This window comes from Aerococcus tenax, assembly GCF_003286645.3.
GTDB classification, from domain to species: domain Bacteria; phylum Bacillota; class Bacilli; order Lactobacillales; family Aerococcaceae; genus Aerococcus; species Aerococcus tenax.
In genome coordinates this window covers 1192776-1213434 of the sequence record NZ_CP127382.2, presented here as the reverse complement: position 1 = coordinate 1213434, position 20659 = coordinate 1192776, and the positions used below count along the sequence as shown (strand labels likewise).

General features: G+C 43.2%; 5 protein-coding genes. All 5 read left to right on the top strand.

From position 1 onward, the window contains the following. The first annotated feature begins 30 nt into the window (after window positions 1-30). The 5 genes from pepT to DBT50_RS05670 all read left to right on the top strand — a co-directional run bounded on the left by pepT (window position 31) and on the right by DBT50_RS05670 (window position 20256). The gene (gene pepT, locus DBT50_RS05690; RefSeq protein WP_111853142.1) at window positions 31-1281 is read left to right on the top strand and encodes a peptidase T; all 1251 of its coding nucleotides are present in this window, start codon (window positions 31-33) and stop codon (window positions 1279-1281) included. A 175-nt stretch (window positions 1282-1456) separates the two neighbouring features. Beyond that, window positions 1457-3826, top strand: a complete 2370-nt coding sequence (locus tag DBT50_RS05685) for a phosphoketolase family protein (RefSeq protein WP_111853143.1) — start codon at window positions 1457-1459, stop codon at window positions 3824-3826. Between the two features lie 224 nt (window positions 3827-4050). Then, on the top strand, window positions 4051-5742 hold the full coding sequence (gene argS, locus DBT50_RS05680) for an arginine--tRNA ligase (protein WP_111853144.1): 1692 nt from the start codon (window positions 4051-4053) through the stop codon (window positions 5740-5742). A 422-nt stretch (window positions 5743-6164) separates the two neighbouring features. Further along, entirely contained in the window at window positions 6165-14243 is an 8079-nt protein-coding gene (locus tag DBT50_RS05675; RefSeq protein ID WP_181566068.1) for a Rib/alpha-like domain-containing protein, read from the top strand. 337 nt (window positions 14244-14580) lie between these two features. Beyond that, window positions 14581-20256 (top strand): Rib/alpha-like domain-containing protein, encoded by a 5676-nt coding sequence (locus DBT50_RS05670; protein WP_111853146.1) that lies wholly within the window; start codon window positions 14581-14583, stop codon window positions 20254-20256. The last annotated feature ends 403 nt before the right edge of the window (window positions 20257-20659 follow it).

Below are 20659 nucleotides of genomic sequence, written 5' to 3'. Positions count from 1 at the left end.
ATCCCATTTTTACTAGAAAGAGGAAAAATGATGAATACACAACAACAGCAAATTCTAAATCGTTTTATCAAATACGCTAAAGTCAACACTCGCAGTGATGAAAGTTCGCTTACTATTCCTTCGACTCCCAGCCAGGAAGAATTTACCCTTAAATTAAAGGATGAAATCGAGGCATTGGGCTTTGAAGACTGCTTCTATAATCCCAAGGATGCCTACCTGACAGCCACCATTCCTAGCACTCTTCCTGATGAAGATATCCCTACTGTGGGTTTTATTGCCCATGTGGACACCGCCGATTACAATGCCGAAAATATCCAACCCCAAGTGATTGAGAATTATGACGGTGGTGATATTGTCCTTAATGAGGAAGAGGATATGGTGCTCTCGCCAAAGGACTTTCCCCGTTTAAAACATGTGGTTGGCCATACTCTGGTAACGACAGATGGACGGACCTTACTGGGAGCCGATGACAAGGCAGGGATTACTTCCATTGTTACTTTTGGGGAATATCTGATTAACCACCCCGAAATTCCTCATGGCAAGATTCGGGTCGCTTTTGGACCAGACGAAGAAATTGGCACCCGAGGAGCTAAATACTTTGATATCGACCAATTTGGAGCCGACTTTGCCTATACCATTGATGGCGGTCGGTACGGGACTCTGACTTATGAGAACTTCTATGCTAAGCAAGCCAATGTTACTATCTCAGGACGTAGTGTTCATCCCGGGGCGGCTAAGGACTCCATGATTAATGCCCTCTTATGGGGTGCCCGTTTAGCTACCAGTCTCCCCGCTAACCAAGTGCCCGAAAAGACCAGTGGTCGGGAAGGCTTCTATTTCTTGATCCGCCAAGAAGGAACGATTGACCATCTCAACCAGTTTTATTACTTAAGGGACCATGATAAGGAAAAAATGCAAGAAAAATTGGCTTACTTTGAAGAACAAGTCGCTCGTTTAAACCAAGAAATCGGTGAAGAGCGAATTACTTATCGGATTGTTGACCAATATGACAATATGTACGAAGTCCTTAAAGATTACCCCTGGGTAATTGATCTAGCTCGAGACGCTTATTTGAAAAATAATGTGGAAGCTTTTGAAGCACCTATGCGTGGTGGAACGGACGGGGCTATTCTCTCTCATAAGGGGCTGCCAACCCCAAATCTCTTCTCAGGAGCCGAAAATACTCATGGACCTTATGAATTTGTGACAATTGAAACAATTGAACAATCGATCGCAGTCTTGATCGACATTGCCAAGAACGTCCGTCATTATAGCGCTTAAATAGTGATCATATTAACGTTTCTTTCTTTGATTGTATTTTAAGAAAATAAACAAAAAATCTTGCTCTTAAGCTATTCTCAAAAGATTGTGACTATGTTATCATGTGGTCATGGGTAAGCGATAAGTTATTATTAATAGAAATAAGAGCGACTCGCTCAAAGGAGGAAATCAAAAAATGACTGATTTTGATTCAAAAGCGTATTTAGATAAAGTGGATGCCTGGTGGCGTGCCGCTAACTACTTATCTGTTGGGCAAATGTACTTACGGGATAATCCTTTATTAGACCGTGAAGTAACGGCAGATGACGTTAAGATCACCCCAATTGGACACTGGGGAACCATTGCCGGGCAAAACTTTGTTTACGCTCATTTGAACCGTGTCATTAATAAATATGACTTAAACATGTTCTATATCGAAGGACCAGGACATGGTGGCCAAGTGATGCAAGCCAATGCTTATTTAGATGGGACCTGGAGTGAACATTATCCAGAATACCCACAAAACAAGGAAGGAATGCAAAAATTCTTCAAGTACTTCTCCTTCCCAGGCGGAACAGGCTCACATGCGACCGCTGAGATTCCAGGTTCTATCCATGAAGGTGGGGAACTCGGTTATTCCTTATCTCACGCAACCGGTGCCATTCTTGATAACCCTGATGTGATTGCAGCCACTGTGATTGGTGACGGGGAATCTGAAACTGGTCCACTAGCAGCCAGCTGGTTATCTAACAGCTTCATTAACCCAGTGACTGATGGTGCAGTCTTACCAATCCTTTACTTAAACGGGGGTAAAATTGCTAACCCAACCATCTTAGAACGTAAATCCAATGAAGACTTGATTAAGTACTTCCAAGGCTTAGGTTGGGATCCAATGGTGGTTGAAGGCAACGATCCTGAAAAGGTTCACCCACTCATGGCTAAAACCTTAGACCAAGCTATTGAAAAGATTAAATCCATCCAAGGCGAAGCACGTAAGGGTTCAGCTGAAGAGGCAACCATGGGCAACTGGCCAATGATTCTTTACCGGACACCTAAGGGCTGGACTGGTCCTAAGGCATGGGAAGGTAACGACATTGAAGGTTCCTTCAGAGCTCACCAAGTGCCAATTCCAGTGAACGCTGAGAATATGGAACATGTAGACGCTTTAGTTGATTGGTTGAAATCTTACCGTCCAGAAGAACTCTTTACTGAAGATGGTCAATTACGTCCAGAAATTGCTGAAATTGCGCCTAAGGGTGACCAACGGATGGCTTCCAATCCAATTACTGACGGAGGCATCGATCCTAAACCTTTAGACTTACCAGACTGGCGTGACTATGCTCTTGACTTCGAGACACCTGGTGAACGCGACGCTCAAGACATGATTGAAATGGGTGGCTATGCAGCTGGCGTTATCGAAAAGAACCCAGACAACTTCCGCATCTTTGGGCCAGACGAAACTAAGTCTAACCGCTTGAACAAGGTCTTCGATGTCACCAAACGTCAATGGTTAGAACCAATTAAGGATAACTACGATGAATGGATGTCACCATCTGGTCGTGTGATTGACTCACAATTATCCGAACACCAAATGGAAGGTTTCTTAGAAGCTTATACCTTAACCGGTCGCCATGGTTTCTTTGCTAGTTATGAAGCCTTCTTACGGACAGTTGACTCCATGATCACCCAACATTTCAAATGGATGCGTGAAGCCAGCGAATACAAATGGCATAAACCTTATCAATCATTGAACTTGATTTCTTCTTCTACCGCTTTCCAACAAGACCATAATGGTTACACTCACCAAGACCCAGGTTTATTAACCCACTTGGCAGAGAAGAAGGGTGAATTTGTACGGGCTTACCTTCCTGCAGATACCAACTCTCTATTAGCTGTGATGGATAAGGCTTTAAGTTCAGAAAACGTGATTAACTACATCGTGACTTCTAAACACCCACGTCCACAATTCTTCTCAGTTGAAGAAGCTGAAGAATTTGTTGACAAGGGTTACAAGGTCATTGACTGGGCTTCTACCGTTGAAGAAGGGGAAGAACCTGACGTAGTGATCGCTGCATCTGGTACTGAACCAACTGTAGAAACCATTGCAACCATCTCCTACTTACACGAAGCCTTCCCAGAATTGAAGATTCGTTACGTGAACGTGGTTGACCTCTACCGTCTCCGTCATCCAAATATTGACCCACGTGGTTTATCTGACGAAGAATTTGATGCTGTCTTTACTAAAGACAAACCAGTCTTCTTTGGCTTCCACAGCTTCGAAGGCTTACTCAAAGACATCTTCTTCGACCGTCACAACCATAACCTCTACCCACATGGTTACCGTGAAGAAGGGGCCATTACCACACCATTCGACATGCGTGTCTTAAACGAACTCGACCGCTTCCACTTTGCGGCTCATGTTGCTGAAGTAGTATACGGCGATAAAGCCCAAGACTTCATTGACCAAATGAACGCTAAGGTAGAAGAACACCGTGCCTACATTGTAGAATACGGTACTGACATGCCAGAAGTTAAAGAATGGAAATGGCAACCACTTGAAAAATAATTAAATTAATTAATAGAAGAAAACGGCAGGCTAAGACCTGTCGTTTTTAATTTGGCTATGTTTTTGGGAGTTGGATGGAATGTTTATAATAGGGATGAGAATTCATCGAATGAGCTGGAAGACTTTTTGTCTTCTGTCTTCAAAATAAACAAATTTATGCTAAAATAGGAAGGACGCACCTTGTTAAGTTAAGGTGGAAGACTCATTAACAAAGGAGTTAAAGCATGAACATTAAACAACATATTGCAAAAATTATTCAAGCAGAAGTTAGTGATTATTTAAGCCTAGAACAAGTGGAAGATGTCTTAGAAGTACCAAAGCATGAGGGCCAAGGGGACCTGGCTTTCCCAGCTTTTATCCTCGCTAAATCACTTCGCCAAGCGCCTCAAAAGATCGCCAGTGAACTCGCTGAAAAACTCAGTGATGATTTGATCGATCATGTTGAAGCAGTAGGGCCTTACATTAACTTCTTCTTAAAGGCAGATAAAATCTCTGCCGCTGTCCTAGCAGATATCCTCGATAAGGAATCCGCTTACGGACAATTAGCTATTGGGGATGGAGAAAATATTTGTATTGATATGTCTAGCCCAAACATTGCTAAACCCATGTCAATGGGACACCTCCGTTCCACCGTTATTGGGAACGCTATTGGTAACATCGTTGAAAAGGTGGGCTTCCAACCGGTTCGCATTAACCACTTAGGGGACTGGGGCACCCAATTTGGTAAACTCATCGTTGCTTACCGTAAATGGGGTGACGAGGAAACTGTTCGTCAAAATCCCATCAAGGAATTAAACCGCTTGTATGTCTATTTCCATCAAATGGCTGATGAAGACGATTCTTTGAATGATGAAGCGCGCCAAGCCTTTAAAGAATTAGAAGGCGGCAACCCAGAAGAATTGGAATTATGGCAATGGATGCGGGAGAAATCCTTAGAAGAATTCCAAAGTATCTATGATTTACTAGGCATCGATTTTGATTCCATGAATGGGGAAGCCTTCTATAATGACAAGATGGATGCAGTGATTGACGAGTTAGAAGAAAAAGACCTGCTCAAGGTTGACCAAGGAGCTACTTTGGTTGATTTGGAAGCTTATGACTTGATTCCAGCCTTAGTGAAGAAGTCTGATGGGGCAACCCTTTATATGACTCGTGACCTGGCAGCCGTCTTCTACCGTAAGCGGACCTATGACTTTGACCAATGCCTCTATGTGGTCGGGAATGAACAGTCTGTCCACTTCAAACAATTAAAAGCAGTCATTAAAGAAATGGGCTATGACTGGTATGAAGATATTCACCATATTCCCTTCGGTTTAATTACCCAAGGAGGCAAGAAACTCTCTACCCGGAAAGGGAAAGTGGTTCTCTTAGAATCTGTCCTCAAGGAAGCGATTCGTTTAGCCCAAGAGCAGATCAACAGTAAAAACCCTGACCTCACTGATAAAGACCAAGTGGCCGAAGCCGTTGGTGTGGGCGCAGTGGTCTTCCATGACCTCAAGAATGACCGCTTGAATAACTTTGACTTCCAATTAGAAGAAGTGGTCCAATTTGAAGGTGAAACTGGTCCTTATGTCCAATACGCCAATGCCCGGGCACAATCCATCTTGCGTAAGGCTAATGTTGGTAAACCAAGTCTAGAGGACTTACAATTGGCTGATGACGAGTCTTATGCGGTGGTTAAACAATTAAATCGTTTCCCAGAAATTATTGCTAAGGCCTATGAAAGTTATGAACCTAGTGTGATCGCTAAGTATACGCTTCAATTAGCCCAACGCTTTAATAAATATTATGCCCATACTCGGGTTCTTGAAGAAGATGACCAATTAAACGCTCGCTTAGCTTTAGTTTACGCGGTGTCAGTGGTCTTGACTGAAGGCTTGAGACTTTTAGGCGTTCAAGCACCTAAAGAAATGTAATCGATCTGTCGCTCATTATTTAAGCCAATCAATTCCTCTTAAAGCACTTTCAAGTTTAGAAAGTGGCTTTAAGAGGATTTTTTCTTGGGCATTATTATTTAATGAAGTTTTCGATCCAAAAAACGAGCAGTCTTTGACCTCGGTATATTTACCAATAAAAAACAAAAAATGTATAAAAGTGTGGATTATTTTTAATAAATATAAACCCATTCATCTTGTTTTTAACTATGAAAACAGTCAGAAAGCCTTGATTATCAAGGTCTGTATATTTTAATAAAATAAATAATGTTAATGATATAATAAATTTAATATTAACAAAACTTTATAATCGTTGAATTTGCACTTAAATTTGGAGTACCATAGCCATATCAAGTCCTTGTTTTGTAATGAAACGTATTTGTATAAGTATGAGGAGGAAGAATATGGTTGGTAAGAATAACCTTAAGGTGAAAAAGGAAAAGCAAAGCAACAAATTCTACCGCTACTCGATTAGACGCCTAAGTGTTGGCGTGGCATCAGTTGCAGTAGCGGCAGGTTTGCTATTTGCTTCCGATTCAGCTGTCGCCCAAGCAGCCACCAACGAAGTCAAAGCTTCAACAGTGGAAACGCCTAGTGCACCAGCTCCGGTAGCGGACCCTAAACCGAGTGAAGTAGTGACTGCTCCAGTGGCAAGTCCAGCTGAAGACAAAGCAGTTCCTACACCAGTAGCAGAAGAAGCAAAGCTTACTGAAGAAAAAGCAGAAGAGAAACCGGCTCAACCTGAAGCAGATAAGAAGTCTGAAGAAAAAACTCAAGCCGAAAAAGTTAAAGCTGATGCGGAAGCTGAAAAGACTGAAGCTAAGAAAGCTGAAGAACAAGCTAAGTCTGAAAAAGCAGCTAAGGTTGAGAAAGCAGATAGTAAAGCAGCCAACTATGCTGCAGATGAAAATGAACAACCGGAAGAATTAAAATTCTTTGCTGCTGAAGATAAGAAAGAAAAGGATACCAATGAACCAGCGCCAACTGCTGATTTAACCTTTGGCTTAAAATCAGGCGCTATTGAAGAGAAAAAAGCTGAAGAAGCTGTTGCAAACAAAGCTTCTCTACCTAAAGGAACCAAGTATGAATGGGTGAAGAAACCTCAAAAAGGTGACAAGGAAGCTCATGTTAAAGTGACTTATCCTGATAAGAGCTATGACATTTTAACTTTGCCAATCAATACACCAGACAATGTGCCTGCAGAAGCTGCCAATGGTACCGAGCTTATTACTGGTGGCGGAACCAGTGAAGCGGACGCCATTGATGCTACTGGTCAAAATCCAGATGCTACCCAAATTTATCGTGGTAAGGCCTGGATTGAAAATGAACCTGCATTTGGTTCTGAGGACAAGGGGGATGTCCCAGCCGCTGGTCAAAAAGTTTACTTGCAATGGAAGGACGGTAAGGGCGTTGTTTCCCCGATCTTCTATACAGTTGTTAAACCAGATGGGTCCTTTATTTTTGACCTATCTCGTCCAGTAATCTTAGCGGATGGTTCCGTGACCCAATATAAATTAGCTGGTGATCCTAACTTTGGTGTAAGAACTTGGGCGTCTCCAATGGAAGGCTATTCTGTAGTTAAGTCTGGGGATATGTACGGGGCACGTTTCCAAACACGTTTAGACCGGACCCAAGAGAGCTGGGACTTCACGGCCGGAATTAACCGAATTGTTAACGGGGTTATCCAATATGAACGGAAACCTAATGTTGAAGGCTGGTTGGCTAAACCTAAAGACCAATGGGTAAGACCTAATACTCCTGATGGTTATTGGCCAGATGATGGTATCTACGGGACCATGCGCGGTAAAGTTTGGTACGAAGTTAATGAAAGCAATGGTGGGGTAACCAACGAATACCTTGGCCAACCACGTAATGGGGATATTTGGGCTACTGGTATGGAAGTTGTCGGTTCTTACGTAAACGACCATGTCGCCCGCCAATTCGATGCTTGGAAAGCAGCCAACAAAGGTTATACTCACCAACAATTCAAGGAAGCCCAACAAAAGATAATCTCTGAATATGAACAACAATACGGCAAGAGCTCAGCCATCGCTGAAACGGTTGTTGGTAAGGTTGACAAGGACGGAAAGTTCCGCATTCCATTTAGGGGACTTTATGGAGCTTCTAGAGACCGTCAACATCCAGTCGCAGATGTTGCACATAAGGTAAGCGATGAAGAGTATGGTAAGTTAGTTAAAGACGAAGACATTAACCATAAAGATTCACGAGTTTGGGACGGTGTTGTTAACTTAAAGAATCGCCACATTAACTACGACTACTCTTACGTTTACCCACTATCCGGTAACCGCGACACCTGGATGAAGATGTATGAAGATAATATGTTCCAAACATCTTACTCTATCGGGGGTCAGTTAAACGCCGGTACTGATATCGATGGGATCCAATTTGCCCTCTTGGCTGCCCAACCAGTACACGATGTGACAAACTACGACACCAATGCGAAATTTGCGCGTCCTGGTGACACTGCTCAATCATCTACTAAGGGACTCCACCCAAGCCAACCTTACAAACAAAGATGGTTTAGAAATGGTAAGCCAGTGGGCGAAGTGACAGAATTCACTACAGACGAAAAAGGTGAATATGGTTCAATCCCAATTACCGTGCCTAATGATTTAGAAGATGATGTGATTTACACCTCGGGTATTTTCGCTTCAACTAACAAAGCAAATAAGTTAACTGATGCCCTTTATGCGGACTCATTCATTGCACGTCCACCAGTTAAGAAAGTTAACAAAGATGACGAAGTAAAAAGAGGCTACGTTCGTGTCAGCTTCTTACCAGGAAATAGTGGTAAATTTGATGGTGATAAGCAAGAAGTCTACTATGATATCTTGAAAGGGAAGACTATTCAAGAAGCTATCGAGGACTCTAAAGGTTCTGCTGCTCCTTTAGTTATTCCAAATGTCACGCCGAATGATCCAGCTAAACCATTTAAAGGTTGGAAGGAAAACTCAAATAACGAAAATACTAAGGTCTACGCTAAAGACTTATCAGACTACACTAAACCGCTAGAAGAAGGTAGACCTGTTACCTTTGTTGCAGAATACAATGCAGTTAAGGAAAAAGACTTAGTTGATCCGAAATACACCCCAGTCCATAGTAATGTCGGTGAAGAAGTCACTTCAACGCCTACATTCATTGACCAAGCTGACAAGGATACTGTCAAACCAGAAGGCGCTAAGTTCGCTTTAGGCGAAAACGCTCCAGAGGGTGCTAAAGTTGATCCTAACACAGGTGTTGTCACCTACACAGCTAAAGCTGCTGACGCTGGGACCATGGTTAGCGTACCTGTGGTTGTGACCTACAAGGACGGTTCACAAGACACCACCAATGCACCAGTTATTGTCGCAGAACAAGACAAGATTAAAGATGTTACCGATCCAAACTCTCCTGTACCTGAAGGCTATGTTCGTCTAAAATTCAATGCGGACACCAAGGACGGTTCAGTAACTGGTAAATTTGCGGACAATTCTAAGGTTAAAGCTTTCGACGTTCTTAAAGGAACTAAGTTTAACGACCCAGAAATTCAAACTAAATTTGATCAAGTTGTACCTACAAACCCAGTAGCGGACAACCCAGCTAAGAAATGGTCATCATGGGAACCAATCTTTGACAACGAATTAGCCAAGGATACTTCAGTCGAGGAAGGGCTTAAAGGCGATACTCGTGAATACCACTCTGTTTATGAAGACAAACGCTTCAACGAAGACAATGTCGGTATCGCTAAGGTTGAAATCGTTCAAGAACCAACCAAGAAAGAATATACCGAAGGCAAGGAAGGCGACAACAAGCTTGACCCAGCCGGTACTAAGGTGAAATTAACTGATGCCAATGGCGTGGAAAAAGTTGTTGGACCTGAAGAATTCGACAAGTACGGCGTGAAAGTTGGCCTCAAAGACGTTCCAAACTACACCACTGATACCCCTCTAACCAAGAAAGACCATGACGGTAAGAAGGTTGAAGTCACTGTGCCTGGTAAGAACGGCGAACTCAAGGCAGAATCTAAGGCCCCAATCACAGTTAAACAACAGGATAAGGATGCCTTGGAACCAAGCTATGAACCAACTGAGGCTAATGTTGGTCAAGCTGCTAAATCTAAAGCACCAAGCTTCAAAGATAGTGCTAATAAGCCAGCGGACACACCAGCCGGCGCAATCTTCGCTCTAGGTGAAGGTGCTCCTAAGGGTGCTACAATCGATCCTAAGACAGGGGAAGTTAGCTACACACCTCAAGCTGCTGACGAAGGCAAGGATGTCAAAATTCCAGTTGTGGTCACTTACGGGGACAAGACCACCGACACAACTGAAGCTACCTTCAATGTGGCTCTACGGCCTGACGTTTATAAACCAACTGATCCAAATGCTCCAGTTCCCGAAGGCTACCATAAGGTAACGCTTAAAGCTGGTGAAGGAACTCAAGTTGCAGAAAAAGTTCTTCACGTAAGAGATGGTAAAGGTATTTCAGCTGATTCGTATCCAGAGGCAACTATCGCTCCATCTAAAGCTAAGGACTACAAAGAACCAATTACTTGGTCCGTCGCACCTGATACACCAATTAGTAAAGACGAAGTCATTGTAGCTAACGCAACTAAGAAGACAGATGCGGAAAAGAATGAACCACAAGCAAAGGATCAAACCGTTAAAGTCGGTGAAACACCAAAAGCAGAAGATTCCATTGCGAACCTGAAGGACCTTCCACAAGGTACCAAGGTAGCCTACAAGGATCCAGTTGATACCAAGACCCCAGGTGAAAAACCAACGTCAGTTGTGGTAACCTACCCAGACGGTTCAAGCGAAGAAGTTCCAGCTAAAGTCCAAGTTAAAGACTTAACTGATGCAGAAAAGAACGATCCACAAGGTCAAGACATCAACATTAAAGTTGGCGAAACACCAAACGCTAAAGATGGTATCAAGAATGCTGACAAGTTACCTAAGGGCACTACTTTTGACTTCAAGCAACCTGTAGACACCAAGACACCAGGCGACAAGCCAGCAACTGTTGTGGTGACATACCCAGATGGGTCCAAGGATGAAGTTCCTGTAACTGTCAAAGTTACTAAGAACCCAACCCAATCGGAAACAACTGACCCAACTGTTCCCGCTAAGACTGAAGTTGAAGACAAAACCAACTTAACTCCTGAAGAAAAAGCTGAAGTTAAGAAGAAAGTCGAAGACGCTAATAAGGGTAAATTCCCTGAAGCTAAACCAGGTCAAAACCCAACCACAGTTGAAGTTGGTCCAGATGGTACCGCTACAATTACTTATCCAGATGGATCTAAGGATACTATCCCAGGTACAGACTTAGTCGTCGAAAGACCTAAGACAACCGTTGAAGGCCAACCTAAGACAGTTAAACCAACTAATGATCCTCAAGACACCGGCCTTGTTGTGAAGAACAAAGACGACAAGACGCCAACCAAGGTAACCGCTAAGGATGAAGACGGCCAAGATGTTCCGGTAACTGTTGACCCAGAAACTGGTAAAGTTTCTGTAACGCCTGGTACCAATGTTGACGGTCCAATCACTGTCACCGTTGAAGACAAAGACTTACCAGACGGTAAACAAACTTTCGAAGTCCCAGTAGAAGGTCACGAAAAAGGCCGCGATGACAACCATTCAGGTAAGATTCAAGCTGATCTAACAGATCCAACCGTTCCAGCTGAAAAGACTCCAGTCGCTGACAAGAACCACTTAACAGAAGATGAAAAGAATACTGTTAAGAAGGCTATCGAAGACGTTAACAAGGATAAATTCCCAGCACCTAAGGAAGGTCAAAACCCAACAACCGTAACCGTTGATGACAAAGGTAACGCAACCATCACTTACCCAGATGGGTCTAAAGACACCATTCCTGGTGACCAATTAGTTCGTGAAAAGACTAATGTTGATGATTCTGCGGTTAAAGCTGTTAACCCAACCGACGAAAAACAAGGTACTGGCGTTAAAGTCAACAATCCTGATAAAGACACCAAGGCAACCGCTAAGGATGAAGATGGCAAGGACGTTCCTGTGGTTATCAATCCAGAAACCGGTGAAGTGGAAGTCACCCCAGGGAAGAACGTTGATGGTCCGATTACCGTTACTGTCACTGATCCAGATCTACCAGGCGGTAAAAAGGAAGTCACTGTTCCTGTTAACGGTCATAAAGCTGGTCGCGATGACAACGGTTCAGACAAGACTCAAGCCGATTTAACTGATCCAACTGTTCCAAGTAAGACTGAAGTCGAAGACAAGAACCACTTAACAGATGACGAAAAAGCAAAAGTTAAGAAGGCTGTCGAAGACGCCAACAAGGACAAGTTCCCAACGCCTAAGGAAGGTCAAAACCCAACTAAGGTTGAAATCGGCAATGACGGAACTGCAACCATTACTTACCCAGATGGCTCTAAAGACACCATCCCAGGGACAGACTTAGTTGTAGAAAGACCTAAGACCACTGTAGAAGGCGAACCTAAGACTGTTAAGCCAACTAACGATCCTCAAGACACCGGACTTGTTGTGAAGAACAAAGATGACAAGACCCCAACTAAGGTGACCGCTAAGGATGAAGATGGTCAAGACGTTCCGGTAACTGTTGACCCAGAAACTGGTAAAGTTTCCGTAACCCCTGGCACCAAGGTTGACGGCCCAATCACTGTCACTGTTGAAGACAAAGACTTACCAGATGGTAAACAAACATTCGAAGTGCCAGTGGAAGGTCACGAAAAAGGCCGCGATGACAATGGTTCAGACAAGACTCAAGCTGACTTAACTGATCCAACTGTCCCAGCTGAGAAGACTCCAGTCGCTGACAAAAACCACTTAACTGACGATGAAAAAGCACAAGTTAAGAAAGCTATTGAAGACGCTAACAAGGACAAATTCCCAGCAGCCAAGGAAGGTCAAAACCCAACTAAGGTTGAAGTTGGCGACGATGGTACCGCTACAATCACTTACCCAGATGGTTCGAAAGATACCTTTCCAGGAACTGATTTAGTTCGTGAAAAGACTAAAGTTGAGGGGACTGCTAAGGAAGTTAACCCAACTGACGATGTCCAAGATACTGGTCTTAAAGTAACCAACAAGAAAGCTGAAACCAAGGTAACTGCTAAGGACGAAGATGGCCAAGACATTCCTGTCACTGTAGGGGAAGACGGCTCTATCTCTGTGAAACCAGGTACCAAGGTAGATGGCCCAATCACTGTTACCGTTGAAGACCCAGATCTTCCAGGTGGCAAGCAAGAAATCACCGTTCCTGTCAAAGGTCACCAAGCTGGTCGCGATGACAACGGTTCAGACAAGACTCAAGCAGACTTAACGGACCCAGTCGTTCCAGCTGACAAGACTCCAGTCGCTGACAAGAACCACTTAACTGACGACGAAAAAGCACAAGTTAAGAAAGCCATCGAAGATGCCAACAAGGATAAATTCCCAGTAGCTAAAGAAGGTCAAAAACCAACTAAGGTTGAAATTGGCAATGATGGCACCGCAACTATCACTTACCCAGATGGCTCGCAAGACACTGTCCCAGGTAGAGACTTAGTTCGTGAAAAGACCAATGTTGACAGTACAGCCGTTAAAGCTGTTGACCCAACGGACGTAAAACAAGGCACTGGGATCAAGGTTAATAACCCAGATAAGGATACGGTAGTCACCGCTAAGGATGAAGACGGTAAGGATGTTCCTGTAGTCATCAATCCGGAAACCGGTGAAGTGGAAGTGACTCCAGGTGCCAACGTAGACGGCCCAATCACTGTTACCGTTGAAGATCCAGACCTCCCAGGTGGCAAGCAAAAAGTTACCGTTCCAGTTAAGGGACACGAAGCAGGTCGCGATGATAACGGTTCTGATGAGCCTAATACACCAATTGAAACAGTTGAAAAGACCACAGTAGATGACTCACAAGTCAAAGAAGTCAACCCAACTGATAACCAACAAGGTACTGGCATCAAGGTGAATAACCCTGATAAAGACACCAAGGTAACCGCTAAGGATGAAGACGGCAAGAACATTCCTGTAGTCATTAACCCAACAACCGGTGAAGTGGAAGTTACCCCAGGCACCGATGTTGACGGCCCAATTATTGTCACCATCACTGACCCAGAATTACCAGGTGGTAAGAAGGTAGTCGTGGTTCCAGTTAAAGGCCATGCTGCAGGTCGCGATGACAATGGTTCTGACACGGTCGCAGCACCTAGCGATAATGACCAACCTGCTCAACCAGCCTCTCCACAAGCAAATACGGTAAAACCAGGACACTCAGGTCATGGCAATCAAGTTGCTCAACCAGTTCATACAAACACTGCAGTTCATGCAGCAACGACAAAAGCAAATCAACCATCAGCTAATAAAGCAAGCTCTGCCAAAGTACAAAGTCAACTCCCTCAAACAGGTGCAGTTGCAGGCATAGCAAGCTCATTAGCCCTAGCTCTTATCGGAGCCGGTAGTATTCTCGCTCTTGGTAAAAGAAGAAAAGAAGACTAGGCTATTGATTTGACTTCATAGTTCAAAAAGCTCTCATACAACAGTATGGGAGTTTTTTGTGTCTTGGGTAAGTTAAAAAGTAGTACTTAGGTAGGAAGGTCAGCATAAATTAAGTACAAAAACGCTTTCATTAGGCACATTAATTGTATTTTTTATAGATAATAAGTCAACGGAAATTATTAATCAATCCCGTCATGACGCTAAAAACAGCTATTGTCCCAATCTTAAGTCAAAGGGAAAGCTAAATTAAGATTTGTTCTTTTAAAATATAATTATTATAATGGAGAAGTAAAGTATATAATATTTCGAATGAATATATCCAAACAGGAGGAATAATATGGTTGGGAAAAATAACCTTCAAGTTAAGAAGGAAAAACGAGCTAATAAATTTTACCGCTACTCCATTAAGCGCTTAAGTGTCGGTGTAGCATCGGTAGCTGTTGCGGCAGGATTATTATTTGCCGGTGATGCGGCTGTAGTAGAGGTAGCTGCGGCAGAAGTCAGTGAAGAAAGCAGTGAGCTTGTCCTTAATGAAGGAGAGTCAACTGCTAAAGAGGCAAGTTCTGCTGAAAATGTTTCAGTAGTGAAAGAACTAAATGACGAAGAAGAGCCTGATAAGGAAGAAACTGCACCCGTTGCAGAAGCAGAGGAAGTTCCAGTGGAAGAAAGCGCTGTTCAAGCTGAAGCTGAAGAAGAAGTTCAACCTCGAGTGGTGACCTATGCGGCGCCTACAGAGGGAGAAACTGGCGGTACAGCTACTCGGGCGGCAGCTCAAGATCCAGCACCAAATAAGGAAAATCTCGATGCTGCGATTAACCAAGAGATTCCTTTCAAGGAAGAAACTTTCGGTAAGAAAGACTATGAACCTGGCAATGCCGGTCCAATCCGTTACAATACAACTGAAGTCATGGATACAACTGAGAATACCGCTGACTTAGCCATTCGCTTCTGGCCTTTTGCCAGTGCAGCAACACGCTGGGGAACTGTAGAAGGGACAACTTATCCAGGACGTTATGTCATTTCCTTTGAAAACCCAGACTTCTACCAAAATATTGCGTCAGTTGAAACGACTCGGGGCAATATGGCAGGCGGACAGACAGTATGGGTAAGCGCGACAAGTGGCCGCGACTGGACCATGCCTTTAACCAATGCCAACTTGGAAGCGGGGATTACAGGATCCATTTCTGATGTGGATGTTCGAGTTACCCTTAAAGAAGGCACGACTTTCGAAAACTTAGGCCTAGCAGATACCCCACTACCCTTTACTGTCGGCATGGTAACGGGTAAAGGTGCAGGTGACGAATTTAACCTTATTGAAGGCAGATCTTTAGATAATGGTTTTATTTTACGGAATAATCCGAATAATCCAGCCCGTGAAGAGAATCCTGAATTATATGCTCCTCACGGTACAATCGGAGCTATCGGGGATTCGCGTTTCGCAGATGGTAACTTCTATGACAAAGGGATGAGTCACAGTGTTTACTACGATGAAGCTTCTAACTCCATCATTTCCCGTCATACTGTTCAACCAGACCAAAACTTTAGTGAATCAAGTTATTCGAATGTCCACTACTTCATGGAACAAATTCCTAAAGTACTTGTTCCTTATATTGATAAGAATAGCGTGAAAATTGGGGTTATGAATGATGTTTCCAATCCAAACTTATTCAGAACGTCAACCAATGCACCAATCGATCCGATTCCATTAGTGATGAATGATTCAGGCCTCGTGGACTCACGTAAGACGCCGGCTATCTCGATTGCCCACGCTGATTCAAATGACCGTCGAACACAAATCCAGGCTTTGCAAAATGCTAGAACTAATATCAATGATAGAATCCTAGAAGGTACCTTGGGCCAACCACGGACCTATTCGATTGTTTACCCTCTAGCAGAAGGCTATACTCCACAAGATATTGCTCAGGCTATGGCTGAATATACCAAGAACAATAATAATAAACTTTTATTTGAAACTTGGGTTGAGCAAGACTTTGTGGATACGCCAGGTGGCCCTCTTAACGGACAAACACCTTATGCCGATAATGGCGAACCTACCAAACGATTAGTTGGTTCTTATGGGAATGCCTACTTTGACGCTTACTATGAATTGAGCTTGGCTGCAACCAATGAACCACAAACGCAATTAATTGAAACTGAAGTTGGTAGCCTGCCAGATCCACAAGCCGGTATTGCGAATGCTGCAGAACTTCCAGAAGGCACTACATTTACCTGGGAAACTGAACCAGATGTGAGCCAAGTAACCCCTAAAGATGAAGAGGGCAATGATATCCCTGTTGATTCTCGGGTGAAAGTAACTTACTTAGACGGCAGTTCAGAAGTTGTTCATGTTCCAGTGGTTGTGAGAGAAGCCAGTGAAAAAGACGCTGATAAATACGAACCAACAACTGAAGGAGTAACTAAAGACCACGGCCAAGCGCCAACTGAAGATGAAGTTAAGAACGCCGTAAGCATTCCAAACTTCCCAGCAGAAGGCGACCAACCAACCGTTACAGTTGACGACCCAAGTCAATTACCAGATGGTCAAACCCCAGGTACAACTGATGTTCCTGTAACTGTGACTTATCCTGATGGTTCGGAAGATAAGGTAAATGTACCAGTAACTATTGCTGAGCCAACTGAACAAGATGCCGATAAGTACGAACCAACTGCAGACACAGTAACTAAAGAACATGGTCAAGAGACTACTGAAGATGACGTTAAGAATGCCGTAAGCATTCCAGATTTCCCGGCAGAAGGCGACCAACCAACCGTTACAGTTGACGACCCAGGTCAATTGCCAGATGGCCAAACCCCAGGTAAGACAGAAGTTCCAGTTACTGTAACTTATCCAGATGGTTCAGAAGACAAGGTAAATGTTCCAGTAACAGTGAAAGAAGCTGAACGTACCCCAACAAGCGTAGAAGGACAACCTACAACGGTTAAACCTGATGGAATGGAACAAGAGACAGGATTAACTGTATCTAACCAGGATGAAGCAACACCTACATCCGTTAGCGCTAAGGATGAGGATGGTCAGGATGTTCCTGCTGCTATCGATGAAAATGGAAATATTAAGCTTACTCCATCAGAAAATGTTGATGGCCCAATCGCTGTAACAGTTAGTGATGAAGACTTACCAGGTGGAAGTCAAGACTACACTGTTCCGGTAGAAAACCATGCCGCTAACCAAGATGATAATGGTTCAGAAACTGAAACCGCTCACGTCACTCACAGTATCAGAGTCGATGGTAAACCATTAGTTGTTCAAGAAGGTAAGACCCCTGAAGAATCACTTCCTGAAGAATTTAGAAATATTAAAGTGACTTTAACCAGCATGGAAGATCCTTCTGTCCAATTCGAGAGTGGCTCGGTATGGGTTGGAGGAACAGGATTCCCAGTGACTAAGAACTTTAACTTAGCAAGTATTCCTTTAGGTGAATACAAGGTGACGATTGAGGGTTTCGATCCAGTTAACTCAAACTATGAAATTGCTGATACAGGATTGACCGATGGTGGTACCTTAACTGTTACAGATAATCTCGGCAACCAATTCATCAATTTTGTGACTAAGGAAGCTGAACCTACTGAACAAGATGCCGATAAGTACACACCAACTGCTAGTGAAGTAACTAAGGATTACGGTCAAACTCCTACTGAAGAAGAAATCAAGAATGCAGTAAGTGTTCCTGAATATCCAACAGAAGGTGACCAACCAACTGTTACAGTAGATGATCCAAGTCAATTGCCAGATGGCCAAACGCCAGGAACCACTGAAGTTCCTGTTACTGTAACTTACCCAGATGGCTCAGAAGATAAGTTAACTGTTCCAGTAACGGTTAAAGACCAACCAGCAGCAGATAAATATGAACCTACTGCAGAGGAAGTCACTAAAGAACATGGGGAAGCGCCTAGCGAAGAGGAAATCAAGAACGCAGTCAATGTTCCTGATTACCCAGCAGAAGGTGACCAACCAACTGTTACCGTTGACGATCCAAATCAACTACCAGACGGCCAAACTCCAGGAACCACTGAAGTTCCAGTTACTGTAACTTACCCAGACGGTACCGAAGATAAATTAACTGTTCCAGTAACGGTTAAAGACCAGCCAGCTGCTGATAAATACGAACTAACTGCGAATGAAGTAACTAAGGATCATGGCCAAGCTCCAACTGAAGAAGAAATCAAGAACGCAGTCAATGTTCCTGATTATCCAACGGAAGGCGACCAACCAACTGTTACAGTAGACGATCCAAGTCAATTGCCAGATGGTCAAACGCCAGGTACCACTGAAGTTCCAGTTACTGTTACTTATCCAGATGGTTCAGAAGACAAATTAACTGTTGCTGTGACAGTTGAAGAACCTAAGACTGAAGTCGGTGGTGCTATTAAGTCAGTTGACCCAACAGATGAAAAACAAGGCATCGGTATCACGGTAACCAATCCAGATGACACTACAACCGTAACGGCGACTGATGAAGATGGTAAGGAAGTTCCTGCTGAAATAAACCCAGAAACGGGCGAAGTTGAAGTGACACCTGGCACAGATGTCGATGGCCCAATCGATGTTGTAATTGAGGATGAGGACTTGCCAAAGGGTAAAGCAACTATCCCAGTTCCAGTCAACGGTCATGAAGACGGTCGAGACGACAATGTGCCGAAAACTGAAATTGGAGGTGCGGTTAAGTCAGTTGATCCAAGTGATGAAAAACAAGGTACCGGCATTACGGTAACTAACCCAACTGATCAAACGACAGTTACTGCGACTGACGAAGATGGTAAGAAAGTTCCAGCTGAAATAAACCCAGAAACGGGCGAAGTTGAAGTGACACCTGGCACAGATGTCGATGGTCCAATCAATGTCGTGATTGAGGATGAGGACTTGCCAAACGGTAAAGCAACTATTCCAGTCCCAGTTAACGGTCATGAAGATGGACGCGATGATAATGGTTCTGAAGGCAAGCCAGCTACTGAACAAACCCGCGTTGATGACAGCAAGGTTAACCCCGTAGATCAGAATGATGACCAACAATCAACCGGTATTACCATTGTAAATCCTGATGATGAGACAAAAGTTTCTGCTAAGGACGAAGACGGTAAAGATGTGCCAGTAGAAGTCGTAACAGATGGCCGCTTTGGTGATGTTAAAGTTACCCCAGGGACAGATGTTGACGGCCCAATCACCATTACTATAGAAGATCCTGAATTGCCAGAAGGTAAACAAGAAGTAACAGTTCCAGTTATTGGGCATGAAGCAGGCCGCGATGATAATGCACCTAAGACCGAAATTGGAGGCGCTGTTAAACCAGTACATCCAAGTGATGAAAAACAAGGCACTGGTATCACAGTAACCAATCCAGATGACACCACAACTGTAACGGCGACTGATGAAGACGGTAAGGAAGTTCCTGCCGAAATCAATCCAGAAACTGGTGAAATTGAAGTTACCCCAGGAACAGATGTTGATGGTCCAATCAGAATAGTTATCGAAGACGAAGACCTGCCAAGAGGCAAAGCTACTATTCCAGTTCAAGTCATTGGACATGAAGCAGGTCGTGATGATAATAAATCTGAAGACACACCAGCGGATGAACCAACAGACAATGAGGATACTTCTCATGTTCTAGATGAAACAAGCGGTGATAACCAAAATACTGGAAATATTATTACTGATCCAGATAAGGATACTGGCATTAAGGATGACAATGATGAGGAAGACCATGAAACTGAACCAGCTTCCAATCCAGTTGTTCCAGTAAATCATCATGAAGAGGACGACCCTTCCAAACTAGGAGAAAATGTTGAAAATACAAAGGCTTCTCAAACTACTCCTTCAAAAACATCTCATGTTGTTAAGGATAATGAAGTCGGTCAATCTTCAGAGGCTAAAGTAAGCACTGCTAAAGTTCACTCTCAACTCCCTCAAACAGGTGCAGTTGCTGGTCTAGCAAGCTCATTAGCCCTTGTGCTTATCGGAGCAGGTAGTATTCTTGCTGTAGGCAAACGCAAAAAGTAGGACTAAATGGTTAATTTAACCCTATAGATTTTTAAGCTCTCATACAAAAATGTATGGGAGCTTTTTTATTTTGTTAATTGACTGATCGAATTAGGTTAACGTATAGCTTTTTTAAAATGTAAAATAAGAACTATAAAATAAACAATATTGTTCTCATATAGAACAAAATAATGTTCTTTTCTGTGTAAATTTTTATAAATTTAAATGGACAGGAAGGCCTTCGTGACAGGGCTTAGAAGCTAAATTATAGATTATATTTCCAAATAAAAGACAAAGTAAGATTTGTTTTTTTAAAGTTAATTATTATACTGTAAATTAAAGGGGATAACTCAAATGGTATTTTAAATATAGTTTAAAACAAATATGTATTTTACAAATAAATATGACCTATTTATAAACATCT

What these genes read in the sequence shown, in the direction of transcription:
- DBT50_RS05685 (WP_111853143.1), top strand. Translation starts at nt 1,457, where the DNA reads ATGACTGATTTTGATTCAAAAGCGTATTTAGATAAAGTGGATGCCTGG.
- argS (WP_111853144.1), top strand. Translation starts at nt 4,051, where the DNA reads ATGAACATTAAACAACATATTGCAAAAATTATTCAAGCAGAAGTTAGT.
- DBT50_RS05675 (WP_181566068.1), top strand. Translation starts at nt 6,165, where the DNA reads ATGGTTGGTAAGAATAACCTTAAGGTGAAAAAGGAAAAGCAAAGCAAC.
- DBT50_RS05670 (WP_111853146.1), top strand. Translation starts at nt 14,581, where the DNA reads ATGGTTGGGAAAAATAACCTTCAAGTTAAGAAGGAAAAACGAGCTAAT.
- pepT (WP_111853142.1), top strand. Translation starts at nt 31, where the DNA reads ATGAATACACAACAACAGCAAATTCTAAATCGTTTTATCAAATACGCT.